The sequence below is a fragment of the Glaciecola sp. HA4-3 genome (assembly GCF_055693685.1).
Genome location: NZ_CM146340.1, coordinates 1287511 through 1308450 on the forward strand (window position 1 = coordinate 1287511; position 20940 = coordinate 1308450).

Below are 20940 nucleotides of genomic sequence, written 5' to 3' on the forward strand. Positions count from 1 at the left end.
TAACAATAAGAGTATCACTGTCTTTGTATTGATGAGAGTTTAGATGTTAAGTATAAAAAATATCACAAAAACGTATAGCAATGGTGTCAAAGCGCTTGATGCCGTTAATCTAAATATTACCAAAGGTCTATTTGGCTTGCTCGGCCCAAATGGAGCTGGTAAATCCTCACTAATGCGCACAATTGCCACTTTGCAACAGCCTGATGAAGGGCAGATCACCTTTGATTCCTTAGATGTAATTAATCAACCCATTGAGCTAAGGCAGAGGCTAGGTTATTTACCACAAGACTTTGGCGTATATCCAAGGGTAAGTGCTTATGAGCTTCTTTCACATTTAGCGATTTTGAAAGGTATAACGCATAAAGGTCATCGAAAAGAAGTTGTTGAAGGATTATTGGCTCAAACTAATTTATTCGAGCATCGTAAAAAAGCAGTAAGTTCATTCTCAGGCGGCATGCGTCAACGCTTTGGTATTGCTCAAGCTCTTCTGGGAAACCCAGACCTTCTGATTGTTGATGAACCAACAGCCGGTTTAGATCCTCAAGAAAGAAATCGATTCCACAATTTGTTAGTTAGCTTGGGTGAAGAAAAGGTAATCATTCTATCGACCCATATTGTAGATGACGTTTCCGAATTGTGCTCAGATATGGCTGTGCTCGGTCAAGGCAAAATTTTGTTGCAAGGTAATCCAATTGAAGTAACTAATTCATTACAGGGTAAGGTGTGGCGAAAGACTGTTCATGGCAATGAAATCAATGAGTTGCAAGAAGATTTGACCGTGATTTCAACACGTTTATTTGCAGGAAGAACCGTACTGTACGTATTGGCCGATACACCACCTGAAGGATTCGAAACAGCGCCTGCAAGTCTCGAAGATGCCTATTTTAGTATCTTAAGTCAGTCTTCAGTATTACAAGAGCGGGTATAATATGTTTGTAAAAATGCTCACCTTTGAATGGCGTTATTTTACGCGACAACCATCGTTTGTTGTTACGTGCCTTATTTTCTTTTTGTTGCCTTATTTGTCTGTTGCTGTAGAAAATATTCAAATCGGTAGCGGTGGTAATATTAACTTTAATAGTCCTTATGCGATAGCTCAGACAATGCTGATTATGGGCTTCTTTGGGATGTTCTTGGTTGTAAATTTTGTGGCTAATACAGCAATTAGAAATGAACATACTTTGATGAGCGAGATCATTTATACCAAACCTATTATCCCTTTTGCATATAAAAGTGGGCGTTTTTTTGGTGCCTTTTTGGTAGTGGTAACGGTAAGTGCAATGGTGCCATTAGGATTATTTATCGCTAGTCTAATGCCTTGGCTTGATGCCCAGCGCCTTGGAACCATCAGTTTAAGTTACTATCTTGTTCCTTTCGTTGTATTTACTATTCCGACTGTTTTCGTCTTAAGTACGTTGTTCTATGTTGCCGCAATACGAGTCAAAAGCATGATGGGCGCTTATTTGTTTGCCTTAGGCTTATTTGTATTGTTTGCTGCATCGGGAAGTATTTTTAACGAACCTCATCAAAAAGAAATCATGGCGTTGATGGACCCATTTGGTTTACGCACATTTTTTGAGACGACACAGTATTGGACACCAAGCGAAAAGAACACCTTAATTTTAACTCTAAAAGAAAGCATTCTATATAACAGAGCGCTATGGAGCATAATATCCATGACGGTACTTTTAGTGTTTGGTGGCTTTTTTAGTCAATTACGACTTTCTCCTGCTAAATCAAAAAAGGTCGTAGTTAATGAATCCATGCCTGCTCCTGAAATGGCAAATATTAGCCATCAATTTGATGCCACGAGCGAAGTTTCACAATTTTTTAAACTAGTGAGTTTCGAAGTAAAACAAGTCGTATTGAGCCCGTCATTTTTAGTTCTGTTATTGATAGCTGCTATTTTAATTGGTCAAGAGTTCATCAATCCCGCTGGTTTATATGGCGCAAAAAACTGGCCATTAACTCAATATATGATAGAGCTTATTCAAAATGGTTTTGGATTGTCACTTATTATTGTCATCACTTTCTATACAGCAGAAGTTGTGTGGCGGGAGCGTAGTGTTCAAATCGGCGATATTATCGATAGTATGCCTGTACACAATTTTACCTTTTGGTTATCTAAATTGCTCGCGGTGTGCGTCGTAATTTTCAGCCTATTATTGATAGGAATGTGTGCGACGCTACTTAACCAAATTTTTTCTTCTTATTATCATTTTGACATCCAGCAATATGTGATTTCTTTAATCTATTTTACCGCCATTCCTTGGATTTTATTAACCGTGCTTGCATTCTTTATACAAGCATTAAGTCCCAACAAGTACATGGGGATGTTGATATTTGTCGCTTACTTTTTTGTATCAGAGACCGTCTTTGTCCAATTGGGTTTTGAACATAATATGTTTCAATATTCGTCCACGCCAAGTTTAATGTATTCTGATATGAATGCATATGGATGGGCATTAACCACGCAGCATTACTACCTTGCTTATTGGGCAACTTTTGCCGCTGTGCTAGCGGCGCTCAGCTATGCAATGTGGCAACGTGGTCCGGATACAAACCTGCGCGCACGCTATGGTCTTTTAGCTTATAACTTAGGTCGCAAGGGGCAAGTTGTTATTGTTTGTTCGCTAGTCGCATTTATCAGTTTAGCAACGATCATTCATTACAATACTAGGGTGATAAATGAATTTTTTACAGCAAAGCAGGCGCTTGAACTTAGATATCAGTATGAACAAACATATCGTGCGTACGAAGATGCACCTATTCCGACGAATGTGGCGGTTGATATTAATGTTGCTATTTTCCCTGAGTTACGAAAGATTGATGCCGTAGCTTCTTTGACACTAATAAATAAAGAAGAGGTTCCGGTTAAACGGTTCTTAGTTAACTTCCCAAATTATAGTACGGTGCAAATCGAAGGAGCTAACGTTGAAGACTATAACTCAGAATTAAAGACAGCATGGTTGTCTTTAGATAAGGAGCTTTTGCCAAATGAGCAAATACAGTTAACAGTAAGTGTTACTAGGCAACATACTGGTTTTAAAGATAGAGCAGAAGATAGTTCTCTTATCCAAAACGGTACTTTTATTAACAACTATGCTTTACTCCCAATTTTCGGCGTTAACCAAAGCTTTTATATTGCTGATCAACATGAAAGAAGAAAACGTGAACTTCCGCCGCCCAAGCGTGCCTATAAACTTGAAGATGAAAGTCGCTATGAAGAAACATTTTTTGGTGCAAATGTAGGACTGATTGATTTTAAAGCAACACTTTCGACAAGCGCAGATCAAATTGCAATAGCGCCTGGCTATCTAAAAAAATATTGGATTCAAGATCAACGTAATTATTTTATCTACGAGATGGATTCTCCAATGATTGATTTTTATTCGATAATGTCTGCTGACGTAAAAGTCAAATCAAGACAGCATAAAGGGGTCGAGATAGCGGTTTATTATTACCAAGATCATGCTTGGAATGTCGATAGAATGATCGAGTCAACACAAGATTCTCTTGATTACTTCAGTGATAACTTTGGGCCTTATCAACATAAACAATTAAGAATTATAGAGTTTCCAGGTTATAGACGTTTTGCACAAAGTTTCGCCAACACTGTGCCTTATTCAGAACGGATTGGATTTATTACCGATCTAAGAGATAAAAAAGAAATAGATCCTGTTTATTATATTACTGCTCACGAAGTCGCTCACCAGTGGTTTGGTCATCAACTTGACGCTGCTAATGTCCAAGGAAGCCAAGTGCTATCTGAGACGCTATCTCAATATGCTGCTATTTTATTAATGCAACAGGAGTATGGTGAAGCAAAGGTTAGAAAATTTTTACGCTATGAGCTCGATTCATATTTACAAGGACGCTCCAGAGAATATTTAGAAGAAATGCCCTTGTTAAGGGCAGAGTCGCAAGCCTATATCCACTATCGTAAAGGCTCGATTGTAATGATGGCAATCGCAGATAGAATAGGGGTGGATGCCTTAAATAAAGCGCTTAGAGACCTAGTAGCGCGCTATAAGTTTTCGCAAGGCCGTCTGGCTACAACATTGGATCTGTTGAACGAAGTTTTAGCAAACGCTGAAGCAGATACTCACAATTTTATCAAAGAGCAGTTTAAGCAGATTACGCTATACGATCTTAGACTGCTTGATAGTCAGGTAAGTGAAGATAGTATAAATGTGAGCGTTTCTGCGGAAAAATTCGAGGCTGATGGCCAAGGAAATGAAACCAAAAACACATTCGAAGATTGGGTAGATATAGTGATTTTCGATAACAATCCAGATAATTTCGACGAAGATGTCAATATTTTGTATCGAAAGAAGCACTTGTTATTAGATGGTCAAAATAGTATCAGCATCCCGATGTCCTCACTAGCTGATGGTAACAATGGTGATAATAAATATTATGTTGGGGTCGATCCTTTCATTCGATATATTGATCGAAACGCGAACGATAATATTGCAACATTAAAACAATAGTGTAGTTAACGTAAAAAAAATGCATCAAATCGTCTTATATTATAAGTGAGTAGGAACACAATCCTTATATACGATAAAGAGACAGTGATGCATAAACACATGTTAGCGTTAAATCAAGACACTAGCTCAAATGCAATGACAGAAGTCGCATTAGGCTTGTCAATGGCGTTTTTTGCTCTGTTAATCATTGCATTGGTGTCGATAAGTTTACCAAACAAGCATGCAAATTCTGACTCGAGCTCACAAACGTCAGCAATATCAAAGGAATCTGAAATATCGCTTAAAACCGATAGCGAGCAGAGCGGTTCAGCTCACGTAGATAAGGCAATTCCATCTGATTCATTACTGCTAATTTACTGGAAAGGTGCCTATTTCAATGCTCAACTTGAACCGCTTGTAATGCACCAAGCAATACAACAAAAAGATATAATATTAGCGGTTCATCCACAGGTTGAGCTTAAAGAACTATTAGATATTCAAACACACCTTGAACAAAACCTTGGCGCAGAATATAACCTGTCTTTGACTCAACTTAATTCACAATGGCTGCAAACATTAAATGCAATGGGTGAATAATGTCTTTACTATTATGTAAATTCAAAGACAACATCCAATATTACGAATACAAAAGTGTAAGCTTTAGTACTGGTTTATTATGCGTAGTAACTTTATTGATGATTATCGCATGGTCGATTGCGCAATATAAAACATATGAATCAAGCAAACTGGTAGGCGTGAACGCACAAGCTTTTAGGTTTAATGAACATACGCAATTACGCCATACAATCGACACAACAAGCCAATCTACTGCGCAATTAAAACAAACAAACAATGAGGAACTGAGAACATCAGTAGAAAGTCTCCAAGCGATAAGAATTCATAATATCATGCGCAACACCAATCGTTACGCCACTTTTAATAATAAGGTTGATAGCAAAGAGAATGAAAAATAGACTTAAGTGATATTAGTTAATTTTGGACAAGTGTATTGGTATATATCTTGCTAAATTTAGATTATGCAAATATCGCAACAACACTATTCGATTGACGGTTATAAAACCTTAGGGATCATTCATCAGACTCCTAGCTTGTGTGTGTTGCATGTACAAGAGTTGTCATCAAATCAAGAATGTGTAATAAAGAAGTGTCAAGATGACCCCCAAATTATTGATGTCAATCTAATGAAGGCACGCTTCTGCGCAAGCGCTATGCTCCTTAGCGATGGTATTTCACACCCTAATTTAGTGCCGATTGTCTCTTTTGGGAAAACGCCTGATTACTTCCATGTTGAACCATATTACGCGCACACTTTAGACAAATGCATAGATGATTTACTACTATAGGCAGTCGATTTTTAACAAGTATCGCGATTATAAAAGACATATTGTTTGCAATAGGTCGCTTGCATACAGCGGGATTTTTACATCTGGATATTAAAGCTCAAAATATCTATATCAAAAATAAACATTATATTTTAGGAGATTATACTAGCCTTTATTTGTTTGACGAGACTTTGGCTAACAATGTGACAAATGACGCGCACTTTTTTAAAGCATGGCAACAGTCATATGGGATAAATACTACTCATCAATATGCGTGCCCCTTACTATTAAAAGGCCAAGTTCAAGCGAGTATTCAAAGTGATTTGTACATGATTGGGGCACTGTGGTTTCGAATTTTATTCGCGATGGACTATCAAAGAAACCCAAACCAGCAACAGGATTTCTTTGCCAACGAGGAGAATTTTGCTAATGTGCCAGCTTGGGCAACCGACTTACTTAGGTCTTTGCTTAACGAAAAGCCTCACTCCCGACCTAAGGATGTTCAATGCTGTTTAGATACTATTAATAATGCAAAAATGAAAACAAACGAAGATTATACCACCAAAGCAATTGATCCTGTTTCCGTATTAAATAATACCAGCAAATTGGTATATGAAAGAATTTGTAGCTGTCTTTTACAGTTTGGCTTTGTTGATAGTGCTTCAAAGCGCGCAATATGTGATGAGTATGAATTACCAGCCCACGCATTTGACGAGTTGTATTTGATGGCAAAAACACACGTTATACAACAATATGACGCAGGCCCATGGTTTGATTGGCTTGATAATTTGTACCGAATTAGAGCTAGCAAGGGACGAAGATTATCATCAAAGGCATTTCAAAATTTGTTGTCAGATGGGAATTCCGTTTCGTGTTTGCCTAATATAGTAGCGAAAAAGGTCATACTCACAGTATTTGATCAGCAAACACGAAAACTCACCCTAAGTAAAGTCTCGTTAATATGTATTACAGTTGTGTGTGTTATCTTTGTTTACTGGTGGGTAGCGCCACAGCCAGAGTTTTCATTGAATCAGGCAAAGACAAACAATGATCTAGTATGGGACACAAAGTCTGATGAATCAGCAAGCACCAACATGGAAACTAAAATAGAAAACCCTGTGATGCAAAACAATAAACTCACTTTTTCAAAGGATGATGGGCATATCATCGTTTCAAATAATAAGGGGGAATCAATTGACTTTACCTTAGTGAATATTAATACAAACATACCTTTTCGGGTTATGAATACAGAAGTAACACAAGCGCTATACGAATTGTGCGTAAAAGATAAGGTTTGTCGGCAAGATAAGAAATATAGCACCCAGAGTAATAATCTTAGCTCTCCAAAATTGCCAGTTACAAATGTATCTTATATAGAAATTGAAGACTATTTTATTCCATGGCTCAACACGAAAACTCAGCTGAATTTTACTTTGCCAACTCTTGAGCAATGGCTTGCGTTTGCGTCACCTATGCCAAGTGTTTATGACTTGAGCCAAGTTAGTCATTGTAAAGATTGCAATACTAGGTATCAAAGAAACGCGGTGATTGAAACGGCAAGTCTATCAGCAAGTCCTACGGGGCTATTTGATGTTTGGGGAAATGCACAAGAATGGATAAAGGGTTGTTATACTGACGATTTTAATAAGCTCTTACAGGATTACGCACAAGGCAATAAGCCGCTTGAGCAACACTATTTGGAGCGTTGTGATCAAGCTTTTGTCATGGGGGGCTCTTGGATCAATACGCGGGCTAATATTCAGAGACTTGCGCCTCAGCGTTTGTTAAAATCGGCAAAAACGCCTACAACAGGTTTCAGGCTAGTTGAGAGTAATAGTGAAGCTTTTCAAAACTAAGGTTGCTTTATTTTTATGCTATTTAACGGTTTTTTCGATAAATAGCCATGCTGCGCAATTAAATATTGTGTTTGTTCCTAGTGTGGGTAGTGAAAGCCTTACTGAGTTAGAAAAGCAAAGCTTTGAGGCTGCCCTAAGCGAAGCTTTTGTCAATAATTTAGACAACATCGAACCTTCAGCTACTATTTTTGACGGATGTTTTGTCCGTTTTTGTAGTCTGTCGAACATACAAGAGGTCATAAACCTTACTGTTAAAAAAGCGCCAGAAATACAAGTTGTGGGTTATTATGAATTGACCGAATCAAAACCGATATCTATAAGCGCGACCTTAATGGATACATTTTCAGGTGATATAATAACTACCAGCGTCACCAATATCGGACAATCATTTGATACTAATAGTCTTTATTCTGCAGGTTTAAGTTTAGGAAAAAAACTTCATAATGCCTTAGATAATACTGGCTTGTTGAAGTCATATACGATTGAATTAAACGGCTTTGCCCGTAAGGATTTACGAGGGATCGCAACGTATATACTGGCCAAATCACTAAATACTCAAATTGTGTTAAATTCGTCTATTCAAGAGTATTTGTTGTGGGATCGATACTTCAGTGTCGTTAATAATATTTATACTGTAGACACTAGTCTTCATGCTGAGCAGCTTAAGTTGCTATTAGAAGAATATTTTTCTCAGGAGTCGCAAAGTGTACAATTAACCTTTAGTGCCAGCGATAATAGTTTTGTCATAGCCAGAAGTGTAAATCCCTATATACCTTCCCTTATTACGACAATGTGCTTGTTTTTGCTGATTAGTTTGACGGTTTACACCCTGATTAGACGTCGTTTGTTGCTAAGTTCTATGGATGAATATGCAAAAAAACGCAATGCTCAGCGCTGGTTAGCACTTTATCAAGTACTAAAAAAGCCCATTTATTTTATTCCTAGCAAGATTGTTGAGCAAGAATCCTACTGGGAACGCCTGCAAATTGAAGCCATAAAGACCTCTCAAAAAGCACAACTTTACCTAGATGCGGGTGATCTGCAAACGGCTAAATTATTGGTGAGTAAAGCATTGCATGCAAATGCTGGATGTAGACAGGCTAACGAACTATTAAACATGATTGAGAATCATGAAAAGAAGCAAAAGTCGCTGTCGGCAGATGAGCAGTGGATCCGAAGCAAGGTTGCGAAAGCCATGAATAGCTTGCGCCAAGAGCTTCCCCACAAAGCACTCAGGCAGGCTTATCAGGCTTATGATAAAGCCTCGAGTAAAAAGGGTTTAAAAAAACAAGCAAAAGCGATAAAAAAGCTCATTAAAAAAGTGATAAATGATAATGTTAATGAGACTAAAAGTGTTGTTATCAGCACACAGAATAGCCCTGAATATTTTGTTGTTTATCATCACGAAGTGATTCATCTTGGACGACATCGCAAAGACGGTAACGAAGTATGGATTAGTCAGCAAGATTTGATTTTCTTAATTAATCATAAAGCAATTTCCAGACTTGGTCAGCAGTGTTATATCGAGCACAAAAATAGTCAACTTTCCTTATGTGATAGCGGCAGTAAAAACGGAACTACACTAAATGGAAATAGTTGTGAGCCGAAGACTCATTTTTCATTAAAGGACAAAGATGCTTTAGTATTAGGAAGCAAAAGTGGTGTAGGGGGAGTGTCACTAGAGATAAACATATCTGACAGTGGGCAATTATGTTTGTTTAGCTTTTCCTCACGAGAGGACGATATAGTTGATAAAGCGCAACTAAACAAACTTTGGCCAGATAACGCAATCACCTCGCGTGCGGTTTTAGCTAGTGTCAAAGATAGTGTGATACTTGCCTATCATAAGCGTCATAAAAAATTAGGTATATTTTGTCCAAAGGATATGGCTAAAAAACCTAATTTTGTATCAGTTGCTGAAATCAGTTTAGGCGAAATAGCAACAATAAAACCCATTGATAATACTGAGAGTCTAAGCATGGATGGGGAAAGCATACTAGGCGAGCACCCATTAAAAGTACCGTGCACTCTAACTATTGATAATGAAACAATTTATTTGAGCTCCTACGATGCTAGTTTGCAACAGCAGGCACAAACCGGACTTGTACAAACACACAATTATGAACCCATTTAATCATCAAACATGATTGCTCAAAGCGGTGAAGGTACCCAGCATCAAAACACTATTCTCACTTACGGGCTAAGTGAGGCCTTAGTGGCTGATTTTGATATGCTCAGAACAACGACCACTGTCAATGGTCATCTTAAATACAATAGTCGCACCGTTGATACTCTAGCGAGACATATTGTGTGTAGAAATTATGGTAAGTTATGTTACGAACTTTCTCACCTGTGTTGGTCAATCATTCATTATCAACAGTTTGCCAGTTCTGATTCTAATGATGTTATAAGAAGGAAAGTTAAGGGCTCAGGTTTGTTGTCGTTTTTTTCTTACAGGGAAATGGGCAAGCTGCGTCTTTTGACAATTACTTTTGCCTTCATGGAACTGACGAACGCGTGGGAGATAAACGTAATTATATTGAAGTAGAAGCTTCTACAATATCGATTACTATTTTTAAACATACATTTACCTTGCACGCATCTCGGATAAACTTATTAATGTGTCTAGTTGAATGGCTCGCGACACATATTGAGAATTTTTTTGAAGAGACAGAAGACCTATTGATAGGACAAGGCGCAAATGCTATTTCAAATTACGCAAGTGAGCTACAAAAAAAGATTTATGAGCAGCTATCCGAGCATATGCTTCCTGATAAACTGCAGCGAAAGTATAGGCATTTAGAGATCTTTTTTACCCAAGCAGATAGAGCGTTGAACGACGAAGATGTGCTTGCGTGTTGGCAGACGCTTAAACAGACAGAAGGCATGTCAAAATTCAATAATTGTGTTAATGCTGTATTTGATTATTTTGCAGCAATTGAATGGGTTGATACTCAAACGCAAGTAAAAACAGCGTTTGTAAACACCCAAGATTATACATTAACGTTAGCAAGCGATGACAATGAATATCGTCACATTGCTCCTTATTTCGCAGAAGATAAACTTGATGCTTATAAGTTACTGTGTGATTCTCCAAAGGTGTTAAATAATAAACAATATGCACTCATCAATGGATTTTCAGAGTATCACTTTTACTTGCAAAAATGCCCCAGAACATACTTTCGCTGTCAGGTATTTGCCAACGTTCAAAACATACTAATTCAATTACAACGACAGAAAAAGCAAAGTGATATTGATCAAATACTGTATCAAGAACCTGACTATGAATTAATATTTGATGATTTGGTCAAGTTGTATGCAAATAATATGCAGTCACTTTTAGCGCTTAGTGTTGTGTTGCTAGAGCAGGAACCTTCAGTTGCCCTGCAAATTATGTTTAAAATCGCTAGTGAGCAAGGGGAGCTTAATGAGCAATTTCATGCTTTAGTTGGACTGTTTAACGATAGAAAGATTGATAAAGCCTTATTTGCCCAGTGGAGCTTGTCTTATCCATGGTTTGCCCAATTGGTTCAAAAATGCGAATTAGCGTTTAAAAATATAAATCGCAAAGGTTTTACTGATAAAACGCTTTGTCGTCTCCAAGAAAATAGCGATGCCGCGCAAAGTGTTTTACGTTTAAATCAGCAGATAAAAGCGCAATTAAAACGCTCTAAACAGGCTAAATGCTGTGAACAACAGAATTATTTCTCTGACTGTCTCATATTTCTCAATGAATTTGCATCACTATATCCTCATGCGAATATAGACGCTGATGTAATTTACAGCGAACTAATGCTGCGGATGAATCAAAAAGAGAACAAATAATGGATAAACAAAGGCTCAGAGAATTGCTTTTTGTGACAACAGCACAATACAAAGGCCTAGTTGACGATGAAGCATCAGAAGTCCGCGCAGTAAGTGTGACATCAACACTTAGCACGCAAAGCCTTGTCAATGCTGCAATAGCGCCATCACTTCCAAGTTCTAAACTTATTTTACTAAGGGTCAATCAAGACCTCACAGTAAAAAGACGCTTTACTCGCATTGTTGCATCCCTTTGTACCTATGATAGCAGTGAAAAAGCCGCAGCAAGTAACAAACAAGCGCAGCGTGTTAGCGATATCACAAGAGATGAACCTGGTTTTTCATGTTCTATGTTGGCCAATCACACGGATAATCAATTGAGGATTAATATTTGTTTATTTAGTGTGAGTGAGCATCAAATTAACGAAGGTATTCATTTATATTGTGAAACTATTAATCAATTTTTTCACCTTCACTTTATAATTAGGCCCGTTAAAGATGGGCAATATCAAGGGGAAACCGTAATTGAACTTGATTCAATCGTTGCGCAAAGTATGATGAGTTTATACAGTCATTTATATGTGGTTTAATTTTATAAAACATGAACCCTAAAGTCTTTATTGCTAGTACGCTTGGTCTAATAGAAATTCAATCGATTAACGCCTTAAAAGACCCTGAGCTTGATTCTCTTGTGAGTATAGATGGCAGCTCAACGCTCGCGGGTATTAGTAAAGACTATGACCACTTTGTTAGAGGCGGTTCTGGCCTTATTCAGTCATTATTTCAAGCAGAAGATACACAAAAGTACGGTTATCGTCTTGATATATCGTCAGCATTGAGTCAAGGAACGAGTTGGCAATTAGCTGTATACGTTGCGCATTTGCTTAAATATTCACAGGCTATGAGTGACAAACAAGCGAGTGAATTTGTCATAATAGCAACAGGCAGTATTAATACTTTGTCGATGCGTGTTTCTCAAATAAGTGAACTGAAACGAAAATGTCAGCTAGCCAATCCGATGATCACATCTTGGCTAGAAGAGGGGAAAACGCCACTATTTCTTTGCCCCAAATCGAATGTAATGTCGCCCTTGCCTGATTGTCGAGTGCCACTTAACGCTATTAATAGTTTGTCGGATGTGCACAATTTATTAAGGCAATTACCTGTCAAGGTTCCCTTGTTTGAGGATTTAGGTTTTTTATTTGACTCAACTGTTGTTGCCAATGACGCAGGAGCACTCTTTATTCCTGCTGCGAAAAAGACCAAATCAGTTTTGCCAAGCAATCAAAAAGTGACAAAAGCAGTCAATAAGCAAGCAATAACCACTGGGATAAAGTATGCCGTTTCTATTTGTTTATTGGTCATTTCATTAGTATGGTTTTTTTCGCCTATTGATGACAAATACGCCTATAAGCTTGAAGCAACGATTTCTCAAGAGCAATTAGCGTGTAGTATTGGTCAGCAAATTGAGCTTCAAAATGGAACTCTTTCAAGCGCCAACAAATGGCAAATCATCGATGCCGATCATATATGCAATATTCATTTAACAACAAGTGGCGATTTTTCAACAATATGGCAAATTGACAGCAACAATCAAGTATTGTCTTTAAACGCTGACCAATATGTAAATGGTTTAAACAAATGGCCTTTATTTACACCATTATCAGCCAATATAAACAAGTCTTCTGAAGTGTTTTATTTACTATTATTTGAACAGACACCAGATTTAGCAGACCAGCATGCTCTAGCAAGCTATTTATCTCAGTTTTCCAAAACTAATAATGCACCTCACAATAAAGTATTAACCCTTACAGACTTGGTAACATGGAGCCAAGCGTCTCAGTTAAACCTAATTATTATTTCATCGAGCTGGCAGGTTTGAAAAAATATGGCTAAGCGTCTCATAACTGATTACACACAGTTATGGAGATTAAAATATGCCTTCTACCCCGACGAAATCGATATTTTTGGTAATGATTGCTGCGCTTGGCTTAAGCGCGTGTGACATGACCAGACAAACGCAACAAGAGCCTGTTGTTTTGTATGAACGAATATCAAATATTTGTATTTCACAAGTAGAGCAATTACGCCATGTTGAGAATGGACATATTGCACAGCATATGTATTTAGCAGACAGCGCAACAACATGCTTAGCAGATATAGGATTTACGCCTGATCACCCAGATCTTGAGCTTGCAATGAGATATTCGGCATTGGCTGTTGTTAATTACATCAAAGCAGGTGACATTAAAAAAGCACAAGTTGGTCTAACTCGTTTTAGGCAGCAATTTGCGCAACAAGATCTTATCTTTGACAACTATTTTTCATTTGTTGATACCGCAATTGCACTCACTCAATTTGAACAATTAACTCAGGCTCAATTGAGTGTGCTCAATATTAGTCCTAGCTTGCGCACAGAGCTTATGCGTCAACAAAAATGGTCAATGAATTAGGAACTAGATATGAAAACATATGAGATCAAAAAGTGTTTAGTAATATTGTCGACTGTTAGCGTATTTGCGATTGGGGCAAGCACAGCAACAATTGCACAAGAAAATGACTGGCAACCTATATCAGCTGAATCCTTAGTAAAACTGCCAGCTAATCTAATTGAAAAACGAATCCAACAAGATTTTCGCATGGCGCCAGCATCTGCACAAATGCTAGCCATCGACCAAAAAGCGGCTCAAAAAAGTGCACAAATACAGTCTTTAAATGCGCTTATTGGCGATGCCTCTCCAAATGAAAAAATTGACCAAAAGGTCGAATTGGTGCAACTAAAATCTGATTTTTTGGATTTGCTAGAAAAAGGTCAATCATTAAGACAAAGCCAACTTGATGAAAAAATGAATCTTTATCAAGAAGTATTAGCAAATATGTATCGTGATTCAAATATTGAGATTGGTTCACCAGAATACAAATTGAAAATTGATCAGCAACAAGCACAAGAACGAATGCAAAAAGTCTTACAACAAGTAGACGACACATTATTGTCAAACTCGATGACTCAGCAAAGTCCTTATGCACAAGAGTTTGCTGCCAATTTAGCAAAAATAGAACAACTCAAACAAGTGATAAGTGAGCATAAAGCTAGCGTTGCTATGATGATTGACGGTCAAGAGGTTAACAGTCAAGAGTATATTAGGCAGCTTTTGATGAAGTCATCAACAGAACAGTCATTGTTGGACCAAGAAGGGCTAATGTTAAGTTACATGGCTAAAATAGTCGCACTAGATGCGCAAGATTTGGAATTTACGATTAGCGATATAGAAGCTCAAAAAAACGCTAAAACTAACGAAGTATACACTCCAGCGGCTGCTGTGGGTTTATTTTTATAGGAGTCAAACATGAATATTAACGTATCACTACCCAAGATTTCTTTTGCTTGGGTGCCAATGACTATTTTGGGGCTTATCTTAACAGTGTTTTCAACCTATAGTGTTGCCAATACTAAGGCAAACATTCTGAGCCTTGAAAACCTTGAACGTCAGCGAGCAGCGCTGATTACGGATGTGTTGGATCCCCAAATGACGGTCGAGCAAAGAAGTCAAAAATTACTAAAACGTCAACGTCAACTCAGCGATATGGAAAGGATGGTGATACGCGATGAACGACTTGTCCTTGCCAGTGATTCAGCGCATGTAACTAGAGCATTTAGTCAATATGACTCGACGTTTTTGGTGCACGCAGGAGCGGAACAAGAGCGCTCAGCTGGCCAGCAGTGGTTTCATATTGTTGCCTTAAATAATGACAGTATTTTAAATGCCAAACGTGGGCATAGGCGATGAACTTAACCCTCATATCTAATCAACGTCGGCATTTGTCACAGTTAGTAGGCTTGATTGTGGGGGGGACGGTCATTTCCATGGCTGTTCTTAGTGCCACTACAAATATGAATATCGAAGATTTAATCGCTTGGATAGCCAAATACTTTGGCTTGAGTTTTTCAGTTATATTTGCGTCTTTGGTTTTAGTATCGATTTGGGCTATATTAAAAGTGCACGCTAATCAAGCTGTAAGTCTTTGGTTTCAAGTTGGTCAGCAAATGGCGAATGCCATCTCGACACTGGCGTTGACATATACATTGTTAGGCATAAGTTTGGGAATAGGTTCTTTGGCAGAGCAAGAGCTTTCACCAGATAATGTGAACCAAGTCATAAGTGTATTAACTACACAGTTCTCTATGGCATTTATGACGACAGTTATTGGTCTGCCAACCGCCATGATAATTCGAGCTTGGCTAAGTATTCTAATCGCAAAATCTGAACACCTACACTCATTGTAGTGAGTGATAAAAAAGTTGTTTTTAGTTGGGAGAAAAACATGAAAAATGTATTTATTATAGTAAGTGTGCTTGCTGGTTTGTATCTACTATTGCAAAGCAATATCCTCAAAGGGGTGACAGACTGGGCAAGTTTTTCTACAACACAAACAAGCGCAATTGTGACAACCGAAGATATAACGGCGATAGTGAAAGAAATTCAAAAGCTTGATAGTAGTAATATGGCGTTAAATCAGAGGCTTAGACAGCTTGAACGCGAGGTAAAAGCGCTTGCACAAGCAAACAAACTATTACAAACGCAAGCTGCGCTCACAACACAAACTAAAGTGCAAGAAGCCGCGGTAGAACAGACAAACGTGCCGCTTGATGAATCTCAAAGCCTTGCATCAAGTGGTCAAGCTAACAGGTATGAAACTGAAAACAAATTGTTAGAGCAGCAGGCAATCTTAAGGCAAGTCGCCAGTGAGATGGAAAATAAAGCTATTGCTGGATTACTACTGTAATTGATATCACAGGTGAACCAGTGCGATGAATAAGCAAAAAAAATACACCATCGCAACACTAGTAGTTATTTTATTAACAGGGTTTATGGATATCTTTGTTTTTAAAGATTCCAGGTCTACACAAGATGTGAACCTTGAACAGCGGGTCATCGAACACACCGATGTGGATGTACCAATTTCAAAAACAGTATCACTTTCACCATTTCAACTGCCAAACCCACCAAGTTACACAATGCCTGTCAAGCAACAAGTTGATGATAAATCAAGTACAATCCAATCACTTACTGCTAACGAGAAAGTAAAAGCGTCCGAAAAAACGGGTAATAGTCAGCAGCTTGATAAGGTTTTAGATCAAATAACCAGTCTTAATGGGAAAAATCTCGTGTTGAATTTTCCAAATGATGTGGGTGCAAGCTCTACGATATTAAATTTTTTGTATGAATGTGTGGGTATCGCTAGCGCATCATACAATAATCAAGACTTAATAATGCTTGAGCACAAGCCACCGCAGTTTGCTGCGTATAGTGAATTGCTTAGAATGGTTAGTGGTATAAAAACGCTTAGAGAAGAAAATTTAATGCGTGTTTATTCACCCAAGGGGCAATTAGTGCGTATTTACCCTAGAACGTTCGATGAGCAGCTTGCTCGTTTAATATTCACTACACTAAATGACACCCCACTTTATCAATTATCAGGCACTTATCGCTTAACTGAGCATGGGCTTGAATTAACCAATATCAGGGTTAACGAGACAAGAAAAAAGACGGCGTTTTTGTTATGGCATGCTGCTAAGTGTTAGAAAGCTGAGTAAGCCCATTTGGTGTTATGTCAATTAGGGTGGCTTTACAGCGTCGTTTTTGTATGTTTCTTTCAAGCTTGTTGCTCTTTATTGGCTGCGCTACACTTCACACCAAATAGATTATAGACAAAACGGCACCTAATTGAATAAGTCACCTAGTAGTAAAGATTTTTGGTTTTTACCCCTTGGCGGGACTGGCGAAATTGGCATGAACGTTAACTTATATGGTCATAGCAGTCAGTGGTTAATGATTGATTGTGGGGTGACCTTTGACGTACCTTTAAACCGCGATGACGACTACACAACAGGCGTGGCTCGACATCCTGTTGTTAGCGCCGATATTAGTTTTATTAGTCATAGAAGAGACAGCCTTTGTGGATTGGTATTAACACATGCCCATGAAGACCATCTTGGCGCCGTTATATATTATTTAGACCAATTGCAGTGCCCGATATATACCACTGCGTTTACTGCTGAAGTACTCAAAAGAAAAGCGTATCGAGCAGGTTTAGAGATTACTATACCCATTGTAATTGTCGAAACAGGGCAGATGTTAGATATTGGGCCATTTACCGTGAAATGGTTGCCTACTACTCACTCAATTCCAGAGGCAAATGCTTTGCTGATCACTACTGCAGTTGCAAAAGTCTTGCACACAGGAGATTGGAAGTTAGACGCCAATCCAGTGGTTGGAGATGCTTTTAATACCGATATATATCAACAACTTAAACAAGAAAACATTACCGCTCTGGTATGCGATTCTACAAACGCCACAAAGCTAGGGTTTTCAACCTCTGAAAGCGCTTGTGAGAAGGGTTTAGGAGAGTTAATAAGCAGAGCAAAAGGTCGCGTAGTAGTGACATGTTTTGCAAGTAATATTGCACGTATCATCACCTTAGCTAAAATTGCAAAAGCCACAAACAGATATCTTTGTTTGTTTGGCCCCGCTTTAGAAAATATGGTGAGTATTGCAAAAGTGACCGGCCATTGGCCTGATGGGCTAACCATTACGCCACGCCGTCACATTGGTTATTTGCCGCGCCACGAGGTGTTAATTGTAGCGACTGGGTCTCAAGGAGAACAACGAGCGGGTTTGTATAAGCTTGCGTTGAATCAACACCGAGACTGTGATTTAGACCCATACGATACCGTCATCTTTTCAAGTATTGTGATTCCCGGCAATGAAACAGCAGTTAAGCGCTTGGTTGAAAAGTTCCAACAAAGGGATATTTCTGTCATTCAGACAAGCTCAACGCAGCATACTATTCATGCATCGGGACACCCAAACAAGGAAGATTTAACATCTTTTTTTCATTGGGTAAGACCAAAGTGTATAGTACCAGTTCACGGAGAACCAGTGCATTTATCGGCATGTTCAGATGCAGCAAAAGAGATTGGGGTTGAACGTCAACTAGTAGGTTTAAACGGTGATTTATATAGCTTTGCGCCAAGTATTTCAATAAAAAGAAACGCCGTAAAGGCTTCTCGGCAAGCTCTTCAATTATAGCATTTTTGGAAATAGACTATTTCTTTTTTTGGTTTTTCTTCCTTTTTCAGCCTTTTAGATTGTAACAACTTAATAACACAACACTCTAAATAGGTTGAAATATGAACCCACAAATTAAACGAGCATTTAATCGCTCATTACTTGCTAGTGCACTTTGTTTAGCTATAGCTCCTGCAACATTTGCCGGCGTAGAATTGGTTAAAGCGTCAGCTGATGATGGCGAAACGTCGGTTGTACTTGGTGGTTACGCAAAAGTAGATGTGCGTCATGTCAGCGGTGATGTCGGTTATCAAGACTACTGGATTGCTAACATTCCTGGTGGTCAAGCAATTGATACGTCCCACACTGGTTTTAATGTAAAAGAGTCGCGCGTTAATTTTAAAGTGACGCATGGGGATATTTATGGCTTTGTTGAGTATGATTTTTATGGTGGTGGCGGTAATGAGGTGGTCAGTAATAGCACAAACCCTAGGCTTCGCCATTTTTATATCGGTTATAAAAACTGGACAATAGGGCAAAATTGGTCAACATTTATGCCTTTAGCCGCGCTTCCAGAAGCACTAGATTTTGGTGGTCCGCACGTTGGTGAAGTATTTATTCGCCAAACCCAGATTCGTTACACAAGTGGTGGTTGGCAATTTGCGATAGAAAACCCAGAAACCAATGGTAATGGGACTAACGGCACGTCTTCAAGCGCAGTTGGGTTAAGTGCAGCGAATGCTGATCCTGATGAAACTATTCCAGATTTTGTTGCGCGTTATAATCATAAGGCTGATTGGGGACAAGTCTCGTTTGGGACCTTGATTAGAAAGTTGGATCAAGGTGGGATTGACGATACGGCGGTTGCAGCGAATATTAGTGGCCGTATCAACGCGGTTGGTAAAGATGATTTTAGATTTCAGATTACTGTTGGCGAGCCTTAGCCGTTATGTTGCTGCGGCAATGACACCTGATGTTGTGACAAATGGCGATGGTGAAAGAGTTGTCGAAGAAACAACTGCATTTACAGTCGCCTACCGACATTTTTGGAATGATACTTGGCGTTCAACGGTATATTATGGTGCAGCGCAAACAGATACCTTAGATAGAGATCGCCATCATTTTGCAGTTAATTTAATTACCAACTTAAGCGCAAAATTAAGCGCTGGTGTTGAAGTAGGTCAATATGCAATAAGTGATGCCGCAATTGATGATATCGATTCGACCTATTTGCAATTTTCTACACAATTTAAGTTTTAGTTTTAATTAATATAAAAAAAGCAGCGGTACGCTGCTTTTTTTGTGCTTGTATTAGGCTTATCGATAGTTTCCAATTTTTGTAAACTGAGACTCTTGTTGTACAAACGCTTTTCTAAAATGTTCAATAAGGAGTTTCAGTTTTTGGTCGGGTTGCTTACTTTTGTGATAAACAGCATAGATGCCAAGTTTCTTGTCAGTGAAGGGTTTGAGTATCGCTTTTAATCGCCCAGTTAAAATGTGTTTGTATACCAAAGCTTGTGGCAAGTAAACAATGCCTAAATCAGCTAGTGATGCCTCGCACAATGCATTTAAATTGTCTGTATTGAATCTTCCTTTAACCGAAACATCTTGCGATTTTCCATTTACACTAAAGGTCCAAGTATCCATGCTTTTATTGTGTTGTTTGTATAACAAACATTCGTGCTCATGCAAATCAGTAGGATACAAAGGGTGTCCATTACGCTTAAGATAATTGGGTGAGGCGCACACCACCCATTGAGAATCCACAAGGCGTCTAGCAATTAAGCTTGAGTCGCTCAAATCAGCCGTTCTTATTGCTAAATCATATCCTTCTTCAATTAAATCAACGAAACGATTATTAACTGACATATCGACTGACACGTGGGGATAAAGATGGCAAAATTCCGCAATTGCTTGGCTCAACACTAAGTTAGCTGACACTACTGGCATCGTTATTCTAATGGTACCTTTAACTTCGTTAGAGTAACCTGTAACGACGTCAGTGGCGTCTTGCATGGCTGTTTTAGCTATTTGCCCCTTTGCATAAAGCATTCTACCTGCATCCGTCATGCTCAATTTTCGAGTGGTACGATACAAAAGTTGTACATTTAGGCTTTCTTCTAATCTGGCCACCCGTTTACTAACTACTGAATTGGTAAGTTGCATTAACTCTGCGACTTTAGAAAACGACCCATTTTCAACAACTTGCACAAATAATAATACGTCATCTGCCTTAATCATTTGACTCTATCCTATGATGATTATTTATCTTTTTTGCGCCGATTATGTCAAAAAAAGAAAAATTGTTTATCCATAGTGGATATATATCAACAATAGATAGGCAGTTACATTAGACCTGAGTCTAGTATTAACATTTTATTATCAACATATAATG

The 20940-nt window shown here is 38.4% G+C and carries 21 protein-coding genes; 20 read left to right on the forward strand and 1 reads right to left on the reverse strand.

Annotated features, from left to right (window positions below):
* Positions 1-43 precede the first annotated feature (43 nt).
* The 20 genes from ACZ1G6_RS06165 (at position 44) to ACZ1G6_RS06260 (ending at position 19805) form a co-directional block, all read left to right on the forward strand.
* Complete coding sequence (locus ACZ1G6_RS06165) at positions 44-928, forward strand: ABC transporter ATP-binding protein (RefSeq protein ID WP_472618507.1); 885 nt, start codon at positions 44-46, stop codon at positions 926-928.
* A 1-nt stretch (position 929) separates the two neighbouring features.
* The gene (locus tag ACZ1G6_RS06170; protein WP_472618508.1) at positions 930-4493 is read left to right on the forward strand and encodes an ABC transporter permease/M1 family aminopeptidase; all 3564 of its coding nucleotides are present in this window, start codon (positions 930-932) and stop codon (positions 4491-4493) included.
* Between the two features lie 87 nt (positions 4494-4580).
* Entirely contained in the window at positions 4581-5069 is a 489-nt protein-coding gene (locus tag ACZ1G6_RS06175) for a hypothetical protein (RefSeq protein ID WP_472618509.1), read from the forward strand.
* The gene (locus ACZ1G6_RS06180) at positions 5069-5446 is read left to right on the forward strand and encodes a hypothetical protein (RefSeq protein ID WP_472618510.1); all 378 of its coding nucleotides are present in this window, start codon (positions 5069-5071) and stop codon (positions 5444-5446) included. The genes ACZ1G6_RS06175 and ACZ1G6_RS06180 overlap by 1 nt, the downstream gene beginning before the upstream one ends.
* Before the next feature lie 63 nt (positions 5447-5509).
* Entirely contained in the window at positions 5510-5836 is a 327-nt protein-coding gene (locus ACZ1G6_RS06185; protein ID WP_472618511.1) for a hypothetical protein, read from the forward strand.
* Between the two features lie 29 nt (positions 5837-5865).
* Positions 5866-7671, forward strand: a complete 1806-nt coding sequence (locus ACZ1G6_RS06190; protein ID WP_472618936.1) for an SUMF1/EgtB/PvdO family nonheme iron enzyme — start codon at positions 5866-5868, stop codon at positions 7669-7671.
* Positions 7652-9805: an FHA domain-containing protein gene (locus ACZ1G6_RS06195; RefSeq protein ID WP_472618512.1), complete on the forward strand. Its 2154-nt coding sequence runs from the start codon at positions 7652-7654 to the stop codon at positions 9803-9805. The genes ACZ1G6_RS06190 and ACZ1G6_RS06195 overlap by 20 nt, the downstream gene beginning before the upstream one ends.
* Positions 9806-9814: 9 nt before the next feature.
* Complete coding sequence (locus tag ACZ1G6_RS06200; protein ID WP_472618513.1) at positions 9815-10219, forward strand: hypothetical protein; 405 nt, start codon at positions 9815-9817, stop codon at positions 10217-10219.
* Positions 10189-11496, forward strand: a complete 1308-nt coding sequence (locus ACZ1G6_RS06205) for a hypothetical protein (RefSeq protein WP_472618514.1) — start codon at positions 10189-10191, stop codon at positions 11494-11496. The genes ACZ1G6_RS06200 and ACZ1G6_RS06205 overlap by 31 nt, the downstream gene beginning before the upstream one ends.
* Positions 11496-12065, forward strand: coding sequence for a hypothetical protein (locus tag ACZ1G6_RS06210; RefSeq protein WP_472618515.1), 570 nt, complete (start codon positions 11496-11498; stop codon positions 12063-12065). The genes ACZ1G6_RS06205 and ACZ1G6_RS06210 overlap by 1 nt, the downstream gene beginning before the upstream one ends.
* 11 nt (positions 12066-12076) lie before the next feature.
* Positions 12077-13357 (forward strand): hypothetical protein, encoded by a 1281-nt coding sequence (locus tag ACZ1G6_RS06215; RefSeq protein ID WP_472618516.1) that lies wholly within the window; start codon positions 12077-12079, stop codon positions 13355-13357.
* Between the two features lie 55 nt (positions 13358-13412).
* Positions 13413-13928, forward strand: coding sequence for a hypothetical protein (locus ACZ1G6_RS06220; protein ID WP_472618517.1), 516 nt, complete (start codon positions 13413-13415; stop codon positions 13926-13928).
* Positions 13929-13937: 9 nt separating this feature from the next.
* Positions 13938-14813, forward strand: a complete 876-nt coding sequence (locus ACZ1G6_RS06225) for a hypothetical protein (protein WP_472618518.1) — start codon at positions 13938-13940, stop codon at positions 14811-14813.
* 9 nt (positions 14814-14822) lie between these two features.
* Positions 14823-15263 (forward strand): hypothetical protein, encoded by a 441-nt coding sequence (locus ACZ1G6_RS06230; RefSeq protein WP_472618519.1) that lies wholly within the window; start codon positions 14823-14825, stop codon positions 15261-15263.
* On the forward strand, positions 15260-15760 hold the full coding sequence (locus tag ACZ1G6_RS06235) for a hypothetical protein (protein ID WP_472618520.1): 501 nt from the start codon (positions 15260-15262) through the stop codon (positions 15758-15760). The genes ACZ1G6_RS06230 and ACZ1G6_RS06235 overlap by 4 nt, the downstream gene beginning before the upstream one ends.
* 38 nt (positions 15761-15798) lie before the next feature.
* The gene (locus ACZ1G6_RS06240) at positions 15799-16260 is read left to right on the forward strand and encodes a hypothetical protein (RefSeq protein ID WP_472618521.1); all 462 of its coding nucleotides are present in this window, start codon (positions 15799-15801) and stop codon (positions 16258-16260) included.
* Between the two features lie 25 nt (positions 16261-16285).
* The gene (locus tag ACZ1G6_RS06245) at positions 16286-17059 is read left to right on the forward strand and encodes a hypothetical protein (RefSeq protein WP_472618522.1); all 774 of its coding nucleotides are present in this window, start codon (positions 16286-16288) and stop codon (positions 17057-17059) included.
* 208 nt (positions 17060-17267) lie between these two features.
* The gene (locus ACZ1G6_RS06250) at positions 17268-18566 is read left to right on the forward strand and encodes a ribonuclease J (RefSeq protein WP_472618937.1); all 1299 of its coding nucleotides are present in this window, start codon (positions 17268-17270) and stop codon (positions 18564-18566) included.
* Between the two features lie 101 nt (positions 18567-18667).
* A complete protein-coding gene (locus tag ACZ1G6_RS06255) occupies positions 18668-19489 on the forward strand; it encodes a DcaP family trimeric outer membrane transporter (RefSeq protein ID WP_472618523.1) in 822 nt (273 codons plus the stop codon).
* A complete protein-coding gene (locus ACZ1G6_RS06260) occupies positions 19452-19805 on the forward strand; it encodes a hypothetical protein (RefSeq protein ID WP_472618524.1) in 354 nt (117 codons plus the stop codon). Before ACZ1G6_RS06255 ends, ACZ1G6_RS06260 begins: the two co-directional genes overlap by 38 nt.
* A 57-nt stretch (positions 19806-19862) precedes the next feature.
* Here ACZ1G6_RS06260 and ACZ1G6_RS06265 read toward each other — a convergent pair whose 3' ends face one another.
* The gene (locus ACZ1G6_RS06265) at positions 19863-20786 is read right to left on the reverse strand and encodes a LysR family transcriptional regulator (protein ID WP_472618525.1); all 924 of its coding nucleotides are present in this window, start codon (positions 20784-20786) and stop codon (positions 19863-19865) included.
* Between the last annotated feature and the right edge of the window lie 154 nt (positions 20787-20940).

What these genes read in the sequence shown, in the direction of transcription:
- ACZ1G6_RS06260 (WP_472618524.1), top strand. Translation starts at nt 19,452, where the DNA reads ATGATTTTAGATTTCAGATTACTGTTGGCGAGCCTTAGCCGTTATGTT.
- ACZ1G6_RS06255 (WP_472618523.1), top strand. Translation starts at nt 18,668, where the DNA reads ATGAACCCACAAATTAAACGAGCATTTAATCGCTCATTACTTGCTAGT.
- ACZ1G6_RS06265 (WP_472618525.1), bottom strand. Translation starts at nt 20,786, where the DNA reads ATGATTAAGGCAGATGACGTATTATTATTTGTGCAAGTTGTTGAAAAT.
- ACZ1G6_RS06250 (WP_472618937.1), top strand. Translation starts at nt 17,268, where the DNA reads ATGAACGTTAACTTATATGGTCATAGCAGTCAGTGGTTAATGATTGAT.
- ACZ1G6_RS06235 (WP_472618520.1), top strand. Translation starts at nt 15,260, where the DNA reads ATGAACTTAACCCTCATATCTAATCAACGTCGGCATTTGTCACAGTTA.
- ACZ1G6_RS06220 (WP_472618517.1), top strand. Translation starts at nt 13,413, where the DNA reads ATGCCTTCTACCCCGACGAAATCGATATTTTTGGTAATGATTGCTGCG.
- ACZ1G6_RS06180 (WP_472618510.1), top strand. Translation starts at nt 5,069, where the DNA reads ATGTCTTTACTATTATGTAAATTCAAAGACAACATCCAATATTACGAA.
- ACZ1G6_RS06225 (WP_472618518.1), top strand. Translation starts at nt 13,938, where the DNA reads ATGAAAACATATGAGATCAAAAAGTGTTTAGTAATATTGTCGACTGTT.
- ACZ1G6_RS06185 (WP_472618511.1), top strand. Translation starts at nt 5,510, where the DNA reads ATGCAAATATCGCAACAACACTATTCGATTGACGGTTATAAAACCTTA.
- ACZ1G6_RS06230 (WP_472618519.1), top strand. Translation starts at nt 14,823, where the DNA reads ATGAATATTAACGTATCACTACCCAAGATTTCTTTTGCTTGGGTGCCA.
- ACZ1G6_RS06245 (WP_472618522.1), top strand. Translation starts at nt 16,286, where the DNA reads ATGAATAAGCAAAAAAAATACACCATCGCAACACTAGTAGTTATTTTA.
- ACZ1G6_RS06200 (WP_472618513.1), top strand. Translation starts at nt 9,815, where the DNA reads ATGATTGCTCAAAGCGGTGAAGGTACCCAGCATCAAAACACTATTCTC.
- ACZ1G6_RS06175 (WP_472618509.1), top strand. Translation starts at nt 4,581, where the DNA reads ATGCATAAACACATGTTAGCGTTAAATCAAGACACTAGCTCAAATGCA.
- ACZ1G6_RS06215 (WP_472618516.1), top strand. Translation starts at nt 12,077, where the DNA reads ATGAACCCTAAAGTCTTTATTGCTAGTACGCTTGGTCTAATAGAAATT.
- ACZ1G6_RS06165 (WP_472618507.1), top strand. Translation starts at nt 44, where the DNA reads ATGTTAAGTATAAAAAATATCACAAAAACGTATAGCAATGGTGTCAAA.
- ACZ1G6_RS06240 (WP_472618521.1), top strand. Translation starts at nt 15,799, where the DNA reads ATGAAAAATGTATTTATTATAGTAAGTGTGCTTGCTGGTTTGTATCTA.
- ACZ1G6_RS06170 (WP_472618508.1), top strand. Translation starts at nt 930, where the DNA reads ATGTTTGTAAAAATGCTCACCTTTGAATGGCGTTATTTTACGCGACAA.
- ACZ1G6_RS06210 (WP_472618515.1), top strand. Translation starts at nt 11,496, where the DNA reads ATGGATAAACAAAGGCTCAGAGAATTGCTTTTTGTGACAACAGCACAA.